Annotated in this window: 15 protein-coding genes; 3 read left to right on the top strand and 12 right to left on the bottom strand. The window is 69.6% G+C overall.

Features of this window, described 5'->3' with window-relative positions:
- Positions 1 to 69 precede the first annotated feature (69 nt).
- Positions 70 to 1,245 (top strand): ARPP-2 domain-containing protein, encoded by a 1,176-nt coding sequence (locus tag CMC5_RS30155; RefSeq protein WP_245677832.1) that lies wholly within the window; start codon positions 70 to 72, stop codon positions 1,243 to 1,245.
- A 47-nt stretch (positions 1,246 to 1,292) separates the two neighbouring features.
- Here the strand turns inward: CMC5_RS30155 and CMC5_RS30150 are convergent, their stop codons facing one another.
- From CMC5_RS30150 to CMC5_RS30110, 9 genes are all read right to left on the bottom strand, one after another.
- On the bottom strand, positions 1,293 to 1,841 hold the full coding sequence (locus CMC5_RS30150; RefSeq protein ID WP_050433635.1) for a hypothetical protein: 549 nt from the start codon (positions 1,839 to 1,841) through the stop codon (positions 1,293 to 1,295).
- A 139-nt stretch (positions 1,842 to 1,980) separates the two neighbouring features.
- Positions 1,981 to 2,526: a hypothetical protein gene (locus CMC5_RS30145; protein ID WP_050433634.1), complete on the bottom strand. Its 546-nt coding sequence runs from the start codon at positions 2,524 to 2,526 to the stop codon at positions 1,981 to 1,983.
- A 173-nt stretch (positions 2,527 to 2,699) separates the two neighbouring features.
- The gene (locus CMC5_RS30140) at positions 2,700 to 3,248 is read right to left on the bottom strand and encodes a hypothetical protein (RefSeq protein WP_050433633.1); all 549 of its coding nucleotides are present in this window, start codon (positions 3,246 to 3,248) and stop codon (positions 2,700 to 2,702) included.
- Between the two features lie 139 nt (positions 3,249 to 3,387).
- Positions 3,388 to 3,939, bottom strand: coding sequence for a hypothetical protein (locus tag CMC5_RS30135; RefSeq protein ID WP_156338963.1), 552 nt, complete (start codon positions 3,937 to 3,939; stop codon positions 3,388 to 3,390).
- A 139-nt stretch (positions 3,940 to 4,078) separates the two neighbouring features.
- Positions 4,079 to 4,684 (bottom strand): hypothetical protein, encoded by a 606-nt coding sequence (locus tag CMC5_RS30130; RefSeq protein WP_156338962.1) that lies wholly within the window; start codon positions 4,682 to 4,684, stop codon positions 4,079 to 4,081.
- Between the two features lie 125 nt (positions 4,685 to 4,809).
- A complete protein-coding gene (locus tag CMC5_RS30125; RefSeq protein WP_050433630.1) occupies positions 4,810 to 9,171 on the bottom strand; it encodes a DUF2339 domain-containing protein in 4,362 nt (1,453 codons plus the stop codon).
- A 72-nt stretch (positions 9,172 to 9,243) separates the two neighbouring features.
- Entirely contained in the window at positions 9,244 to 11,394 is a 2,151-nt protein-coding gene (locus CMC5_RS30120; protein ID WP_050433629.1) for a metallophosphoesterase family protein, read from the bottom strand.
- The gene (locus tag CMC5_RS30115; protein ID WP_050433628.1) at positions 11,394 to 12,671 is read right to left on the bottom strand and encodes an ATP-binding protein; all 1,278 of its coding nucleotides are present in this window, start codon (positions 12,669 to 12,671) and stop codon (positions 11,394 to 11,396) included. Before CMC5_RS30115 ends, CMC5_RS30120 begins: the two co-directional genes overlap by 1 nt.
- A gap of 9 nt (positions 12,672 to 12,680) precedes the next feature.
- The gene (locus CMC5_RS30110; RefSeq protein ID WP_245677830.1) at positions 12,681 to 13,151 is read right to left on the bottom strand and encodes a nuclear transport factor 2 family protein; all 471 of its coding nucleotides are present in this window, start codon (positions 13,149 to 13,151) and stop codon (positions 12,681 to 12,683) included.
- A 57-nt stretch (positions 13,152 to 13,208) separates the two neighbouring features.
- Between CMC5_RS30110 and CMC5_RS30105 the strand changes: the two genes are divergently transcribed.
- Together CMC5_RS30105 and CMC5_RS30100 are read left to right on the top strand one after the other, a co-directional pair.
- Positions 13,209 to 14,216, top strand: coding sequence for an AraC family transcriptional regulator (locus CMC5_RS30105; protein ID WP_050433627.1), 1,008 nt, complete (start codon positions 13,209 to 13,211; stop codon positions 14,214 to 14,216).
- Between the two features lie 44 nt (positions 14,217 to 14,260).
- Complete coding sequence (locus CMC5_RS30100; RefSeq protein ID WP_156338961.1) at positions 14,261 to 15,295, top strand: extracellular medium-chain-length polyhydroxyalkanoate depolymerase; 1,035 nt, start codon at positions 14,261 to 14,263, stop codon at positions 15,293 to 15,295.
- On the opposite strand, the gene CMC5_RS30095 is transcribed toward CMC5_RS30100, so the two are convergent.
- The 3 genes from CMC5_RS30095 to CMC5_RS30085 all read right to left on the bottom strand — a co-directional run bounded on the left by CMC5_RS30095 (position 15,279) and on the right by CMC5_RS30085 (position 19,595).
- Positions 15,279 to 17,042 (bottom strand): MDR family MFS transporter, encoded by a 1,764-nt coding sequence (locus CMC5_RS30095; protein ID WP_050433626.1) that lies wholly within the window; start codon positions 17,040 to 17,042, stop codon positions 15,279 to 15,281. The genes CMC5_RS30100 and CMC5_RS30095 overlap by 17 nt on opposite strands.
- Before the next feature lie 83 nt (positions 17,043 to 17,125).
- Positions 17,126 to 18,397 carry a glycosyltransferase gene (locus CMC5_RS30090; RefSeq protein WP_050433625.1) on the bottom strand — a complete coding sequence of 424 codons (1,272 nt, stop codon included), beginning with the start codon at positions 18,395 to 18,397 and terminating at the stop codon, positions 17,126 to 17,128.
- 406 nt (positions 18,398 to 18,803) lie between these two features.
- Positions 18,804 to 19,595 (bottom strand): hypothetical protein, encoded by a 792-nt coding sequence (locus CMC5_RS30085; protein ID WP_050433624.1) that lies wholly within the window; start codon positions 19,593 to 19,595, stop codon positions 18,804 to 18,806.
- Between the last annotated feature and the right edge of the window lie 37 nt (positions 19,596 to 19,632).

Here is a 19,632-nt window from a genome sequence, read left to right as displayed (position 1 = left end):
GATGCGATGCTCCTCATCGCGATGCGACGCTTCTCGTCCTGACAGGCCCTCGTTACCATCGCGGTCCGCGTGAGAGTCAAGCCGCCCCCTTCCACCGTGCACGCTGCCTTCGCTTTGAAAGGCTTGCGCGCAGCTCCATCGCAGGTGCTCGGCAACATCCGCCTGGTACCGCTCCTGCGCGATCGGGTGTGCGAGGACCTGCGCCTCGCTCGTCGCAAGTACGAGGAGACGCTGACGGTCGTCGATCTGGGAGACCGCCTGGCCTACTGCTCGACCTATGTGCCGCACGCCCTCGTGGTCAGCTGGACCGACGACGCCTCACCCGTCGGCGCATTCGGGACGGCCCTCGCTGGGCCCTCGGACGAGAAGCGCCTCTCCGGAGCACTCCGTGGCGTGAAGCTGCTGCACCGCATGGTCAAGCGAGAGGGGGAGCAGCGCTTGCGGCTGCTTCCACAGCACCTCGCGCTGGAGGGCCTCCTCGCGCTGCACTTCAAGGGTCCCGAGATCGCCTGGACCGAGTACTCGCGTCGCGCTCTGTCGCGAGGGCTCAGCCCACGGGGGGAGCTGACGGTGGGCGGGCGTGGCGTCGCGTGGCTCGAGGAGGCGCTGCGCCTCTTCGAGATCCACGAGGGGCAGTGCGGGGTCTTGCTGTTCATCGGTGACGCGCTGGCCTCGATGTTCGTCGTGTCCCACCCCGACGATTACCGCGATCTCCACCGGACCTTGCTGGAGGATGGGTTCGCCCTCGATCTGCTGCGTGCCGCGGAGTGGAGCGGTCAGAGCCCGGTGCTCACCGGGGAGCTGCAGCCGGAGAGCGTCTCTTCCCTTGCGGATCTGAGGTCGCAGGTGGCCCGCATCCGGGAGGAGGTGGCGAGCTTCCACGTCGACATTGCCAGCGGCCTCGTGGGGCGCTCGCTCTCGATCGAGCGGGTCTATCGGGCGGGTCCCTTCCTGCTCGACCGCTTCCTGACCGATCTCGATCCCGGCGGGGAAAACCATATCGGTGAGCTGATCCTGAGCGAGGATCGCACCGTCCAGTACGCGCGCACGTACCGCCTCTCGAGCGCGCAGACGCGCCGCGTGTACTTGCTCCAGCAGCTGGCGGCGTGTCAGTGGAACCTGGATCTGACGGCCAAAGCGCTGCGGACCTCGCGCGATGCGCTCATGGTGCGGCTGGAACGGGCGGGGTTCGGCTATCTCATCGCCGAGCACGTGCTCGCGGGGGCGAAGAAGCGCACGCGCTGAGTGCGGCGCTGCGCGCCATGGGGGGGCCGTGTGCGGCAGGCGTGGGCTCAGAACGTGAAGCCGACCTGGAAGATGGGTCGGTAGCGGGCCGCCTCGGGATCGAGGGGGCTCATCGCCGCAGGAGAGGGGCGCTCGACCTTCTCGACCGCCAGGAACGCCACGTCGATCACGTTCGCGGCGATCATGCCCAGGGCTCCTCCGAACAACCCACCGACGACGTAGCCGAGCCCGCCCATGTAGCCTTTGCAGTTGCCGATGCCGCATACGGTGAGCGCACCGATGACTCCCGTCGTGAGGGGCAGGCCGAGGTTGAGCCCGGTGCTCACGCCAGCCCCGAAGCCGTTGCCATGCGCGAGGTGGATGATCGGGCCGCTGAGGACGTAGGTCCCGAGGCCAGCGGCGACGAGGGGCGCAGTGCCCGAGTCGACCGAGAGGCCGGCGCCGATGAGGCTGTAGGCGGCGCCCAGCCCGATGAGGTTCTGCCAGCCGTACCAGTGTTGCTCGAAGCGCTCTTGCTCCTGAGCACCCGCGGTGAGCGATGACAGGAGCACGGCCGCGAGCGTGGCGGTGCGCAGCGAGTGACGAGCACAGAGCATCACCGTCCAGCGTACTCTGGAGACAGGCGCTCGTGCGGTACCGAAGCACGGGTCAGGCGTCGTGGCGTGGCCGTTCTCGCACCATCGCGAGGGTTGGTCCGCCCCGCTCGTCGGGGACGTCGGCCGCGCTGGCGCGGGCTCAGAACTGCCAGCCTGCCTGGAAGAGGGGTCGGTAGCGGGCTGCTTCGAGAGCGAAAGGGTTCGCGACCGAGGGAGTCGGGCTCTCGACCTTTTCGACGGCGAGGAAGGCCACGTCGATCACGTTCGCGGTGAGCATGCCCGCGAGTCCTCCGATCATGGCCCCGGTCGAGATGTCGCGGGTGGCCTTGTATCTGCAGTCGACGGCGCTGCAGTAGAGGAAGGCACCGAGGAGGCCTGTGACAAAGGGCACGCCGAGGTTGAGCCCGAAGCTCGCTCCGGCCTCGAGGCGGTTGCCGTGCACCATGTGGATGATGGGGCTGCTGAGGGCGTAGGTGCCGATGCTTGCGATGGTGAGAGGTGCCCAGCGGGAGTCGAGCGCGAGGTCGAGCGCACCGAGGGAGTACGCGGCACCCAGGCCGATGAGGTTCTGCCACCCATACCAGGTGCGTTCGACGGGGGGTTGCTCCTGAGCGCGTGCGGTGGGGGGGACGAGGAGGGCGGCCGCGAGCGTGGCGGTGAGCAGGAGGCCACGAGGGCGAGGCATCGTCCTGAAACATAGCATGGTGGCAAGGCCTCGTACTGCGTCGAGCCCTCGGTCGATGCCGGCACGTCGTCGCTGCATGGCGGTGCGCCATGCGCAGCGCTGGCGGTCGAGCCAGGACCGGGGAGCGCTCCGGCTGCGTGTCGTGGCCGGGCCGGGACGAGGTGGGCGCGGGCTCAGAAGCGGAAGCTGGCCTGGAAGAGGGGGCGGTAGCGGGTCGCCTCGGGATCGAGGCTGCCCGTCGTTGCGGGAGAGGGGCGCTCGACCTTCTCGACGGCCAGGAACGCCACGTCGATCACGTTCGCGGTGAGCATCCCCAGGCCCCCCCCGATCACGGCACCGACGACGTAGCCGAGGTCACCCATGTAGCCTTTGCAGTTGGCGATGCCGCAATACGTGAATGCCCCGATGACACCTGTGGTGAGGGGCAAGCCGAGGTTGAGCCCAGCGCTCACGCCAGCCCCGATGCCGTTGCCATGCGCGAGGTGGATGATGGGGCCGCTGAGTACGTAGGTCCCGAGGCCAGCGGCGATGACGGACGTCGTGCCCGAGTCGAGCCCGAGGCCGACACCGACGAGGCTGTAGGCGGCGCCCAACCCGATGAGGTTCTGCCAGCCGTACCAGTGTTGCTCGAAGCGTTCTTGCTCCTGAGCTCCCGCGGTGAGTGATGACAGGAGCACGGCAGCGATCGTGGCAGTGCGCAGCAAGCGACGAGCACGGAGCATCACCGTCCACCGTACCCTGAAGAAGGGGGCTCGTGCGGCGCCGAGTCCTCGATCGAGCGTCGTGGCGGGACCGTTCCCGCACCATCGCGAGGGCTGGTCCGCCGAGCTGGCCGAGGGCGTCGGTCATGCCGTCGCGGCATCAGAACTGCCAGCCGGTCTGGAAGAGGGGTCGGTAGCGGGTCGCCTCGGGAGTGAGGCTGGTCGTCGCTGCGGGAGACGGGCGCTCGATCTTCTCGACCGACAGGAAGGCCACGTCGATCACGTTCGCGGCCAGCATCCCAGCGAGGATGCCGAAGCCGGCACCAGCGAAGAGGCCGAGGCTGCCCTTGCCACCGCAGTTCTCGGGGGCGCAGACGAGGAGCGCACCGATGAGGCCTGCGCCCAGAGGCAAGCCGAGGTTGAACCCGAGACTCGCCCCGGCCTCGACACCGTTGCCATGCGCGAGGTGGATGATGGGGCCGCTGAAGGCGTAGGTGCTGAGGCCTGCGACCAGGAGCGGGGCCGAGCCGGAGTCGACTTTGAGGCCGATCGCGGTGAGGGTGTACGCGCCTCCCAGGCCGAGGAGGTTTTGCCAGCCGTACCAGTCGTGCTCGACGCGGGAGGTTTCCTGAGCGCCCGCCGTGAGGGGGGCCAGGAGCGCGGCCGCGAGCGTGGTCGCGAGGAGCAGCAAGGGGCGACGAGCGCGGGGCATCGTTCACAGCCTATCCTGGGACCGTGTCTGCGTGGGGTATGCGACCCTGGTCGGATCTTCGTGAAATGGTCGTTCCCCGTCATCGCGATGACGGTGTCCGTGGCGCCGTGAGGGGGTCACGGCCTCGGTCGCATCCGGGTCAGAAGGTCCAGCCGGCCTGGAAGATGGGCTGGTAGCGGGCCGCCTCGGGGACGAGGCCGCTGGGGGTCGGGGGAGCGCCGCGCGGGGTCTCTTCGTGGGCCAGCAAGGACACGTCGATCACCGTGGCCGTCACCACGCTCGCCGTGGCCAAAATGGCCCCTGTGAGCACGGAGATGACCGTGCCGAACCGGCTGCTTTTGCAGCCTCCGGTGCCGCAGATCAGGCTGGCGCCGAGGGCTGCTCCGCAGAGCGGCAACCCGACGTTGAGCCCCACGCTCTTGGCTGCGGAGGCCATGTTGCCGTGCGCGAGGTGGATGATGGGGCTGCTGAGCGTGTAGGTCGCGGCGCCTGCGATCAGGAGCGCAGTGGAGCCAGATTCGACCGACGCGCCGGCACCGAGGAGACCGTACGCCGTGCCGAACCCGATCAGGTTCTGCCAGCCGTACCAGGTACGTTCGACGCGCGTGGGCTCCTGCGCGTGGGCGGTGGAGAGGTGCAACGGGGCGAGAGCGAGCGTCGTGACGAGAGCCAGTGTCTGGACGAGGACGTGGGGGAGGGGCCGCACCATCACGCACCGTAGCGCGGCCACGTGACGGTGCTGCATGGGACGGTGGCGCTTCTGTGCTGTGCAGCAGCGCGTCACGCTCGGCACCGCTGCCGAAGAGCGCGCCGGCGGCGCCCGGTCCGATGACGGCTGGCTGCTCTCCGTCGGCACATTGGAAGGTCGAGCTACGCGCTGGTGTCCGGGCCGTCTTCGCGCGCAGCAGGGCGGCGCAGCAGGATCACCGCCCACAGGGAGAGCCCGACGAGCGAGATGGCGAGGAGGATGCCGATCAAGCCGCGGTGCCGTTCGGTGATCGGCAGCGAGGGGGAGACGTCGTCCTGACCGAACTTCGGGTTCTTGCCGAGAGGCCCGAGGGTCACGGCGCGGGGAGCCTCGGCGCGCTCGGCGCGCCCCAGGATCTCCTCCAGGTCGTACCGGGGTCGGGTGGCGTTCGGGTAGCCCACGTAGAGGGCGTGCTCGCCAGGCGTGTCGGCACGGAGCACGAGCCGACGCACCCGCACCTCACCTTGCACGCCGCGCAGCTCGAGGGGCGCCGAGTCGCCGTCGTGGATGGTCAGGCGGAACCAGCGCTTTCGCGTGAGCTGCGTGGGCAGCCGTGTCGATTCCAGGGCCACGCCGGCGCGGGGCGTGATCCGGTAGACCATGCCCCCACCGATCGAGGGCCACACCTCGCGGTAGCTGGTCGCCGCGACGTCGACGCGCCGGCTCATCTCGGGGGTCGCCACATCGAGCAGGAGCGCCTCGATGGGGACGCCTTCGTGGCCCGCATCCAGGGTGACGACGGTGGTCTTGGAGGGCTCGTCGCGGGTGATGTTCTCGATCGTCAGCGCGATCCGCTCCGTGGGCGGTGTGCTCGACGTCGGGTCGGAGCACGTGAACCAGCCGGCGCGGATGTAGAGCTGCGGCGTAGGGGCGCCCGGCTCGGGCAGGAGGGTCACCCGCACGAGCGGCGCCTCCGAGCGCGGGTAGGGGATCTCGAGAAGCTCGACGTGGCCCCCCGGCTGATCGACCCGGTAGATGTAGGGGCCTTCCGCGATGACGCCCAGCGCATCGCGGTGATCGCCGGTCTCCACGCGCGCGCGGAGGAGGAACGAGCCACTCGACACGTCGAGCTTCACGCGGCAATGCGCGGTGTTCGGTGGCAAGCGGAAGGTGGCGCGCGAGATGCCTTCGGCGTCCACGGTCGGATCGAGCAGCTCTCCGCGCGTGGGGCTGTCGATGCGGGGAGCCGCCACGGACTGCACGACGTACGGGACCTCGCGCCCATCGGGCCCCGCGATGCGGACATCGGCGAGGAGCTCCTGGGCGGAGCTGGCGCGGTAGAGATCGAGGTCGACCGGCGCCTGGTAATCCCCGGGGGCGTCGACGCCGGCGACCGATCTCACCGAGGCGAGCTTGGAGACGGGCAGGCGGGGTATCTCTGGCTGTGCCTCGGCCCGGGGGGCGAGGGCGGTGAGGAGCACCAGGATCACGCCGCTGGCCACGGATTTTGTGGGAGGTGAGCTCGGTCCAGGTTCGACCGCGCCCGTTCTCATCAGCGTCATGAGGCGCTGGCCGAAGCGCGCGTAGAGGAAACCTCCAGCGACCAGGAGGGCGCCGACGCTCGTCAGCAGGAGGATCTGGTAGCCGCGCTCCACGCTCCAGACGTCCCAGAGCGAGAGCTTCAGCACGGTGACGAGGAAGAGGAACAGCCCCAGGTAGCGATGCAAGGCGCTGCGTGCGGCGAAGCCCATGGCGAGCAGGGCCGCTGCCGCTGTGCCGAGCACCAGCGTGGTGGTCATCGACAGGCGGCCTGCTTGCTCTGCGATCGCAGCGTCCACGTGCATACGGAACACCACCCACTCGTCGAGGTCCAGGGGAACGGCAGGGGGCAGGGGCGTGGAGCGCACGGCCGAGCGGACCTCAAGGATCGCCAGGGCGATCCACATTCCGTGGCCGAGGACGACGGCGAGTAGGCAGCTCCAGCGCCACGGGCCTCGGCCATTCCCGGCCCGCGCGGCATGGGCGAGCTGAGAGGCCGAGAGCAGGAGCGCCACAGAGAGCCCCGCGAGGGCGTAGGCGCGTGGGTTCAGCAGCACCGGTACGGTCATCGCACCCAGGCGTCCCTGCGAGACGAAGTAGTCGCGCACCATCTGCTGCGTCCCGTGGATGTCCACGCCGAGCAGCCGCAGGATGGCTGCGAAGAAGAGGAGCGCCGCGAAGGGGATCCACCTCTCCTCGCGCGAGCGCGCGCCCACCGTTGCGGCCACGCAGCCGAGAGCAGCCCAGAGCACGGTCACCGTCGCGCCGCTGAGCGCGAACGCGATGGCCGCGGCGAACAGACCGAGCGCCTGGCCGAGGAGGAGGGACAGGCGCGCGTGCGCCTCGGCCCAGGTCTGAGCGCGTCCCTCGCACTGCTGCGTGGCGCGCAACAGCAAGATGCCCACCGCGAGATCCGCGCACCCCGCTGCGGCGGTGAGGAGGGCCCGCAAGGTGGGCACGTTCCCGCCCGTGGTGGTCAGCGCCGCCATCAGGAAGCCGAGGGGGGCGAGCGAGGCGGTGACGACCATGTCCCAGGTGATCGCCGACTTCCGGCGAACGACATCGTCCACCACGGCGCCGAGGTGGACGAGCGCCCACACGCCGAGTGCAGCGAGGAAGACGGGGTCGACGGACTCGGTCGTCACGCCTTTTCGCCGCGCGAACCCGGAGGCGATGCCCACGGCCACGGCGGTGAAGAGGACGGCGAGGAGATGGAGGAGGCGCATGCCCGCACGCGCAGCGAGCGCGGCGACGAGCGCGGCTGCGACCGCGACGAGGAAGACGAACAGCGTCGGGCGCGCCGCCACGAGCTGCACGCCGGCGAGGATGACGAACAGGCCGGCGCCCACGCTGGCGCCCACGGCCCCCGCCGGGGTGACCAGGGCGCGTCGGCCAGGCCCGAGGAGGAAGCCGCTGACGTACACCGCCGTCCAGCCGCCCAGCAGCATCACGAGCAGCGAGCGCTGTTCCTGGGGCACGCCATGGCTCACGGCCAGGAAGGCGATGAAGGCCGCACCCATCGGCACCGTCAGCCAGGCCTGCGCTGCAACGGCACGAAGGAGCGCGATCGCGGCGATGCCCAGGCCGATCGCTGCGAACGCGACGAGGCGCGGACGATCGTAGAGAAGGAGCGCTGCCCCGGCGTGGGTCAGGACGAGCGAGGCCAGCGCGAATCCACGGGAGGCATGCGTGTCCCCGTTCTCGCTGCGCGAGCGCAGCCGGAGGGCGAGGGCCGCCCACTGGGCGCCGAAGAGCGCCACGGCCACGATGGGGACGATGCGGGTCGAGAGCTTGAAGTAGGCACCGACGCGCAGCTCCGGGACATCCAGCCCGAAGCTGTGCGGGGGGCGGACATCGAAGTACTTCGCGTACCAGCCGAGGAAGAGCACCACGACGCCCGTCACGGCGAGCGCCGGGACCACCCGGAAGCGTGCCTTGAGCGCCACGCCCTGGGTGATGCTGGTGAGCAGGAAGAGGTACGTGAACAGGGCGAAGGCGCGGTCTTGACCCGTGGAGAGGACCATGGGGTTCAGGAGGCCCGCGAGCAACACCAGGCCCAGGAGCGCCTCGGCGCGGTGCCGCAGCGAGAGCGCTGCGCCGAGGATGAGCACGAGGCTCGCCGCGGCGAACGCGACCGGCGGCGGCACCAGGTGATACAGGGCGACGCTGGACCATGCCGAGGCCATCAGCACCGCGATGCCGATGCCTGCCAGGATGTGGACGAACGCGGGGCGCGTCTTCGGTCGCAGCACCTCCGAGGCGATCAAGAGACCGATGCCTGCGACGGCTCCGACCGCGACGCGCCCTGCCGGGCCGATCCACTGGTTGTCGACGGCGTACTTGAAGAAGAAAAGGGCACCGAGCAGGAACACGGCCGCGCCCACGCGGGTGAGCCAGGTGAGCCCGAGCTGCTCCTCCAGCGAGGGGCGTGGGGTCGGCTGCGGCTGACTTCCGGGGGGGGAGGGCGGAGCGGCGGGGAGGGAGGCGTCGGGAGGAGGAGCGCCTTCGGGGAGAGGCGCGCCCTCCGGGAGAGGGGCGCCTTCGGGAGGCGAAGTGCCTTCGGCGGATGCTGCTCCGTCAGGAGAGGTGGCTGCCTCCTGCGCGGCGGTGTGGATGCCGTCCTCGGGCGTGAGCACTCCGGGAGGTGGCGACGAGGACGCTCCTGCTGGCTGACCGGGAACGGCGGCGTCGTGGGGACCGACAGGGACCTGCGTGGGCGACGGTGGAGTGCCGGAGGGCGACATCTCCGGCGTCGGGATCGGGGCGATGGCCGTACCCGCCACGGGGAGGGTCGAGTCGGCGGGGGCGTGAACCGTCTGGGGTTGCGCAGCCTGGAGGCGCGCTTGCTCCGAGAGCCGGTAGAGCTCGTGCTCCAGGAAGAGCACCCGTCGCTCCAGCCCTTGCGCGCGGAAGCGGGCGCCGGAAGCGACAGCGAGGGCGACCCAGGGCACGATGAGGAAAAGCCCCGCGACGCCGACGCCGAGCAGGATCGCCAGCACTTCCATCACGCACGCCTAGCACGGGGGACGGCGGGTGAAACGGTGCGAGCAGGGTTGGTCCAGTCGCACCGCGGCGCGTCACATGCGCAGCAAGAGGACCTCTCGCCCGGTCGGGCTCTCGATCCGTTCCACGCTCGGGGCGGTGTTCTCGGTGGCCGCGAGATCCGACAGCACCACCGCGGCGTGTGCGGCGGGGAACGCCGTCAGATGGCGTTCGAGCTGCGTGAGGGAACTCTTCACCACGTCACCGCGTACCTCCAGCCGCAGCTCGATGACCGCACGCTGGTGGGGGGCGTCCTTCTCGCTCCCGATGAGGACATCGGGATCGTCGCTCTGGGACATCGAGAGCACCGAGACGGGGCCCTCCACCACCGCCTCCAGGGCGCTGCAGAACAGGTGCTCCAGGGTGTGGCCAGTCACCGTGCGTCCCAGGCCGCTCGTCGCCACGGCGCTCCTGGCTCGACGCGCGGCGAGCAAGAGAGCCTTCTCCAGGAACCGCGGGTCCGAGCGCAGGATCATGCCCGGTCCTTCCTGGGGACCGCGGCGGTCGTGGAGCAGACTCTGGGCCGTCGCCTGGAGGAGCGTCTCGTGCACACCCTTGGTCACCTGTGCGGCGCTCGCCACGGGGGCCCCGGGAGGAGGCAGGATGTCGAGCTGCGCTGCGAGCGCTTCCCGCATCGCCGGCGGTGTCGCGAGCACCGTGGCTTCGGCCGCTCTCCAGAGGCTCTTGCCCATGGCCGTGCGGAGGCGCTTCTTCTCGGGGACGCGGAACGTGTGGCAGTAGCCGTCGGCCCTGCTGTCGGGGAAGGTCTTGGTGTCGAGCACCCACGGGTCGGCGCCCCCGCTGTACGCGTAAGGGCGGAGCGTGACGCTGCGAGCGCGCGGCCTGATCTCGCCGAAGAAGCAGCCGTTTGCCCACTGGCTCCCCTGGTAAGCGGCCGGCGCCGCCACCTCGACGAAGCCGCCACGCTGCGACACGATCGACCGCGTGCGCTCCTGGTGCAGGTGGCCGCGCAGCACCAGGTCGAACACCCGCTCGCAGCGGCGCTCCACCATCCACCGCTCGATCTCGTGGAGGTCATCGAAGGGGTGGTGCATCAGCGCGATCGCGAAGTCCGCGCCTTCATCGGCGATCCTTCCCTCCGCGCCAGCGACGTTCGCCTCGCCCAGCCAGAGACGCCCCTGGTCGTCGTCCGCCTGGGCGAACCAGGCCGAGTTGAACGAGGCGACGGCGAGCCGCGCTCCACGGATGTCGACGATCTCCACGGCGTCCGCCCCGACCCCGAGGCCCAGCGCTCTGTCGGGGCCGAGGAGGGACGTCAGGCTCTTCCGGTAGCCTTCGAGCTTCTGCGCGTGGAACCGCCGGCTCTCCTCTTCCTCGAAGAACCGGATGGCCTCCTCGTCGCTGGACAGCGAGCGGAGGAGCCAGCGCCCCACCTCCCGATCCACGTCGTGGTTGCCGGGCACGACGAAGATGCGGGCAGGAGGCACCTCGGACACGGCCATGAGCGTGCGCAGGAAGTCGGTCGCCAGCGCATACTCCTCGGCCTTCCCGCCGTGGCCCAGATCCCCGGTCACGAACACCAGATCGAGGGGGAAGCCTTCCCGGTCCGCCTCCAGGAGCTGGAGCAACCCCCGGAGGACCCGATCCTGGTCGTAGCGCTTCACGCGCTGTGGCCGCAGGTGAAAGTCGGAGATGTGGAGGAAGCGGATGGGGGTCTCTGCCGGCGCTCGGGACGCGCCCGTCGCGGGACCTGGGTCTTCGTCGTTCCGCGGCGTGAGCGCCGAGAGCGTCTCGGCGCGAGGTAGCTCGTAGGCCTGCGCCGCCCAGGTGACGAAGTCCGGCGCCCGGTGCCGCAGTGCCTGCTCCGTGGCGCGAGAGATCACCATCACCAGGGGCCCGGCGAGCTGGCGCAAGAACTCGCGCTCCGCGTTCAGGAGGGCGGCGAAGGCGGTGACCCCGAAGGGCGCCTGCGGGGCTGCGGACAGCAGGTACACCTCCGCCGTCCGGCTCCGTGTCAGCTCGGCCCAGCGCCCAGGGCCCGTGTGCAGCTCGCAAGCGCCCAGATCCGCCACGTCGAGGGGGGTCGACGTGAGCAGCGACCGGAACGCACGCCGCGTCTCCTCCAGCGCCGCGTCGCTCTCCACGATCGCGAACAGCAGCGTCGCCGAGCCCTGCGCGAGCTGGAGCCGGGCCTGGAGCTCCTCCAGTCGATCTTCCGGTGTCATCAGAGCGCTCGCTCCAGGTGTTGCAGGAGCTGCTCCACCGGCTCCGGCAGGCTGTACCAGGCGATGCCGTTCCGGTACTCGATCACCCACAGTCCATAGAGAAGCTGCTTCACCACATCCCCCTGATCTTCGAGCTGGTACTCCCGCCGCACCTTCTCGAGCGCGGACAGGAACCTGGGATCGTACGAGCGCCGGAACGACTCCCGCTGATCCGCGATGGCAGCCTCCACATCCTGAGGCTCGATGAAGCTGCCCCGCCGGACATGGGCTTTCACCACGCTCGACTGCATCAGCCGCGAGAGCTCCCGGATGTTTCCGCCCGAGCCCACGATGGCGCGGTCCACGGCGTCGGGGAGCACGATCTTCGGGTCGATGGGGTCGACCCGCGCTTCGACGATTCGCTGCAGGATCCCCATCCCCCGCTCCGAGCGCCTGCGCTTCCGCATCTGGCCGTCGAAGTCCCAGAGGCGTACCGCCGGCAGCACGGCGCTGTCCGCGTTGTTGTACCGCTCGCTCAGCACGTTGAACGTCGGCTCGTAGACCAGCGACAGGGGGATGGTGAGGATTGCGGCCCCCGGTGCCTCGGCCATCGGCTTGCGCTTGTCGTCGAGGAAGGTCTGGCGGGCTTGTACCGGCGGCAGCTTGTCCAGGCCGTCCAGGATCACCACTGGCCGCACTTCGGCGAGGCCTTGCAGCAGGCGTCCCAGGATCTCCAGCGGGTCGTCTCCGCCCTGCTTCACCTGGAGTCGCAGCTCGTCGCGGAGGATCCGGCTCTCACGCAGGGCCGAGAGATACCGGCGGAGCGCCTCGGAGACCGCCTGGGCACTCCCTTCGACCGTGCCACCCCCCTGGAGTCGTTCGAGCCAGCTCCGGCAGCTCTCGAGCGCGTCGGTGGGGACCCGCGTGGCCGTCTTCTTCGCCTCGGAGAGCAGCTCGGCCATCGCGGCCAGGTACATCTCGACCGAGCCGAGATCCTGCACGGCGGTCTGCGCTTCGAGGTCGACGACCGCGACGACGCGCCCCTCCTGCCGGAGCTGGTGCGCGACATTCCGGAGCAGCGTCGTCTTCCCGCAGCCGGGCTGCCCGGCCACGAGCAGCTTGGCGTTGTCGTTCAGATCGAGCGAGGCTTCGAGCTGGCGCCGGTAATGCCCGTGGGCCTCGGGCACGTAGGACGACGAGAGGCCCGCCTCTTCGGCCTCCGAGGCCCTGTAGATCGGGTCGAAGACCCGGGTCAGCTCTCTGAACTTGGCCCGCGCATCCTGCTCTGGTGAGCCCACCCGTCGAAGCTATCCGTCCGCGATCCGCGGAGCAAGCGGACCCCCGGCGGGACCGAAGGCCGCGAGGCCAGCCATGGGGTCCCAGTACTCCCGGTACAGCACGATCTTCCCCGCACGGGTCTGCAGCACCATCACGTAGTCCTGCTCGTAGCGACGCCCCGTCGTGGTGATCGTCGCCGAGCCGTGAACCTCGGCGATCACCAGGTCCGGATCGTGGAGCAGGTGCTTGCGCCGCCTCGTGAATTCGAGCCCCTCGAAGCTCTTCAGCGCTTCTGTGAAGTAGCGCCGGATCGCCGCCTTTCCTTCCAGGCGTCCCGGGGAGCCGAGGGAGCCGGCATAGGGGAACTCCACCATCCCATCCTCGGCGAACAGCTCCAGCCAGCGCTCCGTGTCGGTCGTGATGAGCGCCCAGAGGTCCTCCAGCACGCTGGCTGCAGTCCTCGTCTCCGTCGAGACATCCATGTCCGTCGAGACATCCATGCGTCACTCCCTGGTGCGAGATGGACGCAGCATGGCCCCGGGCGTTATGGACTCACCATGCCCGCTCGTCCGGAATCCCTGTCCGAGCGTCCACGTGCGCTGGAGGAGCAGGTCGACGTCATCTCGGATGTCCTCGATACGATGCGCCTCACCACGCTCCTGTTCGGCCGCGTCGAGCTGGGCGCGCCGTGGGCCGTCCGGGCGCCAGAGAAGGCGACCTCGTCGTTCTACGTGATCCTGCGCGGGTGCGCTCGGCTCACCGTGTCACGGGTCGAGGCGCCTCTCTCGCTGTCGGAGGGGGACATCGCGCTCATCCCGTACGGCGCGGCCCACGACCTCGACGATGGCGAGAAGTCCACGCGCGATGACCGGAGCCTCGTGTCCACCGAGCAGCTCCGCAGCGCGATCGCCTCACCACGCCGGCTCGGAGGGGACGGGCCCGTCTGCGAGCTCATCTCGGGGTGCTTCAGGTTCAGCGCCGGGATGACCAACCCCTTGCTCGACGCCTTTCCCCCTGCGATTCGCCTCTCGCCAGGAGCGCCTGGCGCGTCGCCTTCCCTCGCGGCCACGGCCAGACTCCTCGCCGCCGAGAGCACGGCACCGGGCCCGGGCACGGATCTCATCCTCGGCCGCCTCGCCGATGTGCTGCTCGTCCAGGCGTTGCGCATGCAGGCACTGTCCGCTGGCGAGGGGTTCGGTCGCTGGCAGGCGCTCGCGGATCCCGCGATCGGTGTCGCGCTCCGTCGCATCCACACCCGACCAGCCGAAGCGTGGACGGTGGAGAGCCTCGCCGCCTCCGTCGGCCTCTCCCGCTCCGGGTTTGCTGCGCGCTTCCACGAGCTGGTCGGTACCCCGCCGATGCAGTACCTCGCCGAGTGGCGCATGGCGAAGGCTGCGCAGTGGCTGCGCGAGACCGGCGACAGCATCGCCACGATCGCCGAGCGGGCCGGTTACCTGAGCGAGGTGGCCTTCAGCAAAGCCTTCAAGCGCTGGCGAGGGATCGGTCCTGGCGCCTACCGGCGCGGCGCGCTTGCGATACCGGCCTTCGCCGTGACAAACCGCTGACTTCGCACTTCCCCATCTTTCCTGCGCAGAAGTGAAGAGGTCGCATGAAGCTCCACCATACTCTTGCCGTGCTGTTGGCCGTCACGTCCGTCCCGGCGTGTTCGAGCGGTGACGACGAAGGCGTGTTCGTGAGGGGGCCGGAATCCTCTGCCGTCGATGGGGCCGACGATGGCGCCGGCACGGCTGCAGCAGACGATGAGGCGTCCGCCAGCGATGCCGTCGATGGCACGGAGTCCGCCTCCGCCAGTGACGAGCCTGGTGGGGACCAGGCCTTCGACGGCCACGACGCGGCGTTGCCTCCGGAGGCCGCGCTCTCGGCCTCGCGCTGCTCGGCGACCTCGTTGAAGGTCAGCTGCCCGCGGAAGACACTGGTGGTGAACTCTGCGCCCCTGATCTACCGGAAGGTTCATTACCAGACGCCGCTCGGGACTCCTCCGCCTGGTGGGTGGCCCGTGGCGTTCATGTTCCAGGGCTCCCTCTTCTCCTCCGAGCTGAGCTTCGAGGCCAACCGCCTCCACCCCTTCGGTGCCTACTATCAGACCCTCACGCTCAAGAAGCTTCTCGACGCCGGCTATGCCGTCATCGCGCCGGAAGCCCACCTCGGGGGGAACACCTTCTGGGACACCAACGTGCCTCCGTGGAGCGTTGCCTGGTCGGGCTCACCGGACGATCGGTTCATGCTCGCCATCTTCGACGCCATCGAGGCCGGTGAGTTCGGCCAGCTCAATGGGAGTCGTCTCTACGCCACCGGCATCTCCAGCGGCGGCTACATGACGAGCCGGATGGCGGTGAGCTACCCGGGCCGCTTCAAGGCGCTGGCGGTCCAGTCGGCCTCGTACGCGAGCTGCTCGGGCCCGCTTTGCGTGGTGCCCTCCACGCTCCCCACCGATCACCCGCCGACGCTCTTCCTGCACGGGTGGACCGATCTCACGGTGCCGATCTGGACGATGCGCATCTATCACGGCCGCCTGGAAGAGGCGGGGCACGTGACCGCGACCGTCATCAACCCGACCGCAGGGCACGAGTGGATCCCTGAGGCGCCAGACGCCGTGGTCGCCTGGTTCAACGCCGCTCCTTGAGTGAGGACGCGCGCGCTCCCCGCGCCCCCGCAGGAGGCGCGGGGGAGCGCAGCGGAATCTCCCGTGTGAAGAGCGCCAGCACCAGCGCGCACAGCCCGAGCGGCAGCGACCACGCATAAACCTGCGCCACCGCGCGCGCGAATGAAGCCCGCACCCCTCGCACGCCAGCTTCCATCGCTGCCACCGTCCGCTTTTCATCCTCGGTGATCGCCGCGATGTCGGCGCCTGGCGCTCGCCGTCGTGCATCGAAGTGGCGCCGGATCTCCTGGATACGGAGTTCCTGTTCCGGGATCCGAGCCTCTTCGCCTTGCCCTTCGTGGGCCGTCCCGCCGCTTTGCAGCCGTCGTGGGTCGAACCAGCGATCGAAATGCGCCCGCATGTCCGCGGGGACCTCGGCGCGCACGGGGGCGAGCTCGTCTCGTAGCGCGTGGGCCAGCGACATCGTGAGCACGAGGCCGAACACGGCGCTCCCTACCGCCTGCCCGAGCTGCTGGAAGAACTGGCGCCCAGCGGTCGCCGTGCCCACCTCGCGCGGTGCGACCGCGTTCTGGACCGACAGCGTCAGCATCGGCAACACCGGGCCCATGCCGCAGCCGAAGATGAAGGTGCGCATCCCGATGCCCCACAGCGTGCTCTCCTCGCTGAGGGTGCTCAGCAGGAAGAGGCCGAAGCAGAGCACCACGAGCCCGCCGACGATGACCACCTTGTAGCGTCCGGTGCGGCTCACGATCCTCGCCGTCGCCACCGACGTCAGCACCACCGCGGCCGTGAGGGGCATCAGCGCCATGCCCGCCTCGCGCGCCGTCGCCCCCAGCCCGTTCACCGCGAAGATCGAGAGGAACAAGAGCGCCGCGAAGAACGCAGCGCCCGTGCAGACCGAGGTCAGGCACACGAGCAAGAAGACGCGGTTCTCGAAGAGGGCGAAGGGGATGATCGCGTGTGGCGTCCGACGCTCCACGTGGATGAACGCGACGAGGCCGCCGAGCGACAGCCCGAACGCTCCCAGCACGCTGGGCGAGAGCCACTCCGAGAGCGGCCGATCTCCACGCAAGGCCAGCAAGAAGGGCACCGTGGCGACGATCAGCAGCAGCGCTCCCAGCCAGTCCACCTTGCTCGGGAGTCCGCTGTGCAGGCGCGGCATCTTGGCGACGATGAAGGCCACCGCGATGGCGCCGAACGGCAGGTTGATGAAGAAGACCCAGCGCCATCCCACCCCGTCGGTCAGGGCGCCGCCGAGCAAGGGGCCGATGACGCTCGCCAGAGCGAACACCGTGCCGAAGATTCCCTGGTATCTCGGCCGTTCCGCAGGGGCGAAGAGATCGGCGGGTACGGCGAACGCGGTCGACGTGATCGCCGCGGCGCCGAGCCCCTGGACGCCTCGGAAGACGATCAGCGCGACCATCGATGGGGCGAGGCCGCAGAGCACCGATCCCAGGAGGAAGATGCCGACGCCGACGAGGAGGATCCGCTTGCGACCGAAGCCGTCGGAGAGCTTCCCGTAGATGGGCACCGTGGTCGTGCTGGCGAGCAGGTACGACGTCGATGTCCAGGCGAAAAGCTCCATCCCGTGGAGTTCGGCGACGACGCGGGGGAGCGCCGTGGCGACGATCGTCTGGTCGAGCGCCGCGAGGAAGAGGGCCATCATCACGCCAGCGAGCACCAGCGCCTTCGTGCGCGGTGGGAGCGTGCTCGCGTAGTCGATGCGCTCGACGATGGGGGAGGGCTGGGGGGTCGCGGATGCGTCCATGCGGCGGGTCCTCGGCGCCGCCCGGATTGCTCGTCGTACCCGCGGCGGCGGCTGGCGCGGCGACCCTTCCCGTCAGCCGACCATCATGCCGCAGCCCTCGATGGGCGCTCCGTTTGGCGTCCGGCCTCTCGCTCGAAGACCAGCCGTTCGAGCGCCCGGGCGGCGACCTGGTCGTCCTTGAGCCGCTTGATCTCGTCTGCCGCATGTCGCGCCCGGGCGAGAATCTCCTCGTCGGAGAGGAGCTCCTGCAGCGCGGCGCGGATCGCCTCGGGGGACGCCTTCGCCAGAGGCAGGTGCCGGCCCAGCTTCGCGTGCTCGACCAGGGTGGCGTTCAGGATCTGATCGCCGAAGAGGGGAATCACCAGCATGGGCAAGCCATGGGTGAGCGCGCGCCCCACCGTCCCCCAGCCGCCGTGGGTGATCAGCGCCCGGGCCGACGGGAACGCGGTGTCGTGAGGGATGTACTGCGTGATGCGGACGTGGTCGCCGAGCCCCGAGGGGATGTCGTCGGCGCTCGCTGCGGTCGCCAGGATGGGGACGTGCAAGGGCGCGACGGCCTCCAGGACCCGCCGGAACAGGCCACCATCCTTGCCGGTGGTCGTCGTGCTGACGACCACCGTGCCCGGGGCGACTTGCGGGGCGTCCTCGTCGATGGGGCTTGCCCGGTTGAAGGACGTCGGTCCCACGAACGCCTGGTGATCGCGGAGTGGAACGCCGCCAGCGAAGCCTCGATGGGCCATGACGATGTGCAGCTCCCGCGAGATCATCGCGCGCACGAGATCTGCTGTCCGTCCCTCGTACGGTGAGAGGCCGAGCTTCGCGCGTGCAGGCGCGAGGGGCATGAGCTGATCGAGGAGCCCGTGTGCGAGCGCTGGCGCCCGGGTCAGCGGTTTCATCGCAGGGAGCTCCTCGAACAGGAGCGGAAGCTCGTCAGGCGTGAGCGCCGTCCCCATGTTCCCCGCGCTCGCAGCGGGGACGCCGACGCGCTCCGCGGCCCAGGCGGCTCCGAACTCGAAGAAATCGTAGACCACGCAGTCGACCCGCTCGCGACGCAGGATGGGCTCGAGTTCCCGGGCGAGCTGCACGCCGTGTGTGTGAACGGTGGCGCGGCCCATGGCGATGCCGAAGGGGATCTTCGGCATCCACCACGGTGGCTGAGAGAGCTGAAAGACGGCCATGCGATCGGCCAGGTCGACGCAGTGCTCGTAAGGCATCAGCTCGGCCCCTGCCGCCGCCACCTCGGCGCTCGCGGTGGCCTTCGTCTTGAACAGCACGCGATGACCGCGGACGGAGAGCTGCTGCGCCAGATCGAGCACACGCAGCAGGTGGCCTGGCAGGGTGGAGCTGGTCAGCAAGAACGTCGCTCGTCGCGGAGAGGCGTCCGAGCTCGGTGATGTGCCGGATGTCGATGTCACGATGCCTCCCCCCCCGGGCCGTGTCGTTCGGGGCATTCGTGTCGAGATCCCCCACAACGCCACGCGACCGCAATCCGCCGTTGCGGTCAGCTTTACCCCGGAACTCCATCGTCGCAACTCGTGGTTGAGCAGGATCGCGCCCGGGATGGGGCTTCATCCGCGCTTCGTGCAAGGAAGACGTCGTCGAGCACGTACACGCTCCGGCGCGTCGAGGCGTGTCTCGTGCGTAGAACAGGAGGGCGCAGGCTGACCCTGGTGTCACACGGCCTGCGCCCTCTGGCCGTCCATCTCCAGCTTCATCTCCGGGGCAGGGGTGCTCGACCCCTGCGCCCAGAGCCCTCGGAGATCAGGGGCAGTACTCTCCGACGTACTCGGCCCCCAGGTTCCCGTAGGCGCTGTACGACTGCGCGGCACACGCATCCACGCCTGCGCCCTCGAGCGTGCAGCCGATGAACTGCGCCTGGATGAGGTGCCGGAGCGTCATCCAGCGCAACCCGGTCAGCTCGCCACGGAGGGCCTCGTTCGTGCAGTGCGAGAGGATGTGGTTGTCGAACAGGTCCAGCATCCTGGTGTGCAGGCCGATCTGCGCGCCGATGTAGTGACGATCGAACTCGGCGGCTCCTGCCAGCCCCACGGGTCCGAACAGCCCGTTGATCTCGCCCATGAACGAGTCGCACTGCGCGCCCCCGATGGGGACGATGCTGTACTGGTCGCAGATGGCGCCCTGTCGGCCAAGGAAGCCGGTGTAGTAGTTGACCATCTGGTTGGCGAACCCGAGCACCTCTCCCGCGATGGCGCGGCCCGTCGCGCCATTGCAGTGCGAGATCTGGAGCTGGGCGAAGTCGCGAATGACGCCCGTGATCTCGGCGTCGGAGACGAACAGGGGGACGCCTCCACCCCCTTCGAGGACGCTGCTCTCCTGATCATCGACGGCAGCCTGCCCCTCCACGGCAGCCTGCGCGGCGTCGGAGGCACCGACCTCGCCATCCAGCCCCTGGGCATAGCTCTCCTCGGAGCCTGCCGCTTCCATGTCCTCCAGGTCGTCACCGCTGCCCACGCACCCCGTCGCGGCGGATATCCCGAGCGCGGCGGTGATCATGATCGAGCGGTAATAGCTTGCCGAGCCGAGTTGCAACATGACCTTACTCCCCCTGCTTCGCGGGCGCTCTGCGCTT

The organism is Chondromyces crocatus (genome assembly GCF_001189295.1).
Classification (GTDB): Bacteria; Myxococcota_A; Polyangia; order Polyangiales; family Polyangiaceae; genus Chondromyces; species Chondromyces crocatus.
The sequence above is the reverse complement of the archived record's forward strand: the minus strand, read 5'-3'. Positions and strand labels throughout refer to the sequence as shown.